The 1,597-nt window shown below is 59.8% G+C and carries 2 protein-coding genes; both read left to right on the top strand.

Going from position 1 to position 1,597, the window contains the following annotated elements:
• A partial coding sequence (locus Q0331_RS04405) for a DNA translocase FtsK (RefSeq protein WP_298075220.1) occupies nucleotides 1-396 on the top strand: 396 nt, incomplete at its 5' end.
• Nucleotides 397-620: 224 nt separating this feature from the next.
• Nucleotides 621-1,597: TerC family protein (locus tag Q0331_RS04400; RefSeq protein ID WP_298075218.1), on the top strand; the 977-nt coding region annotated here is incomplete at its 3' end.

Raw genomic sequence — 1,597 nt, 5'->3', positions numbered from 1 at the left:
GCCGAAGCGAAGAAGGACATCGACCCGGACATCGGCAACGACCTGGAGGATCTGTTGCAAGCCGTGGAGCTGGTGGTCACCAGCCAGTTTGGCTCGACCTCCATGCTGCAGCGCAAGCTGCGCATCGGTTTTGCCAAGGCTGGGCGCCTGATGGATCTGATGGAGACCCGCGGCGTGGTCGGGCCGTCCGAGGGGTCGAAGGCACGTGAGGTACTGGTGAAGCCCGAGGAGCTCGACACGATGCTTTGGATGATCAAGGGCGCGAACCCCGAGGACGCGCCCAAGGAAGTCATGGAGGCAGGTGCCGAAGGTGCCGAAGGCGTTCACGACGGCGATGATTCCGGCGATGACGGGACGCGCGTGGTCGCGGCCAACCCGCCGAGCGGCGCCGTGTAGCCCCTATGGCGCAGCTGGCCTCTGCTGGGTGTAGAGTAGTCGGCAGTTGGAGGGGAGTACCCTAACGTCAAGGATGCTTGGCGCCCTCGACATTGATCGTCAGCACGGAAGGTTGCGGTGAAGCCGCGGGCCTCCCGGTCATGTCGGCTCGTAACTTTCATGGAACGGGCAGGGGAGACCTCCGGTCTATTTAGTGATGAGTTTTTATCGACCGGAGGTTTTCCATGGAAGTAAACGCCTTAACGTGGATCATCACCATTGTGGTGGTCGCCGGGTTCTTTGTCTTCGATTTCTATAGCCACGTCAAGACACCCCACGAGCCGAGCATCAAGGAGTCGGCGCTGTGGAGCCTGTTCTACGTGGCTCTCGCCTGCATCTTCGGCGGCTTCCTCTGGTTGACCTGGGGTGAGCCAGGCAACCCGCACCAGCACGGCCTGGAGTTCTTCGCCGGTTACATCACCGAGAAGGCCTTGAGCGTGGATAACCTCTTTATCTTCGCGCTTATCCTGAGCTCCTTTAAGATCCCCCGCAAGTACCAGCAGAAGGTGCTGCTCATCGGCATTGCGGTGGCGCTGATCCTGCGTGGTATCTTCATCGCCCTGGGCGCGGCGATCATCGAGGCGTGGTCCGACGTCTTCTACTTGTTCGGCCTGTTCCTGCTGTGGACCGCGGCGAAGCTGCTGTGGGACGAGGTCTCCGGCCAGGAGGAGAAGGATCCGCAGGACATGATGGTCATCAAGATGACCCGGAAGTTTATCCATGTCTCGGATCACTACAAGTCGGACCGTTTGTGGTTTAAGGAAAACGGCAAGAGGGTTTTGACGCCACTTTTCATCGCCCTGGTGGCCATCGGCTTCGTGGACGTGTTGTTCGCCCTCGACTCCATCCCTGCCATCTACGGCATTACCAGCGAGCCTTACATCGTGTTCACGACCAATGCTTTGGCTCTGATGGGGCTGCGACAGCTGTACTTCCTGCTGGACGGCCTGCTGGAACGCCTGGTGTACCTCGGCTACGGCCTTTTCATTATCCTGGCCTTCATCGGTACCAAGCTGATCCTGCACGCGCTGCACGAGAACAACCTGCCGTTTATCAACGGCGGCGAGGGAGTTGCCGTTCCTGAGGTTTCCGTGGAGCTGTCGCTTATCGTCATCGTCGGCGTGCTGGTGGTTACCACCGTCCTCAGCATGACGGTCGGCAA

The organism is uncultured Corynebacterium sp., from assembly GCF_937999985.1.
Lineage (GTDB): Bacteria > Actinomycetota > Actinomycetes > Mycobacteriales > Mycobacteriaceae > Corynebacterium.
This window is presented reverse-complemented; position numbering and strand designations above follow the sequence as displayed.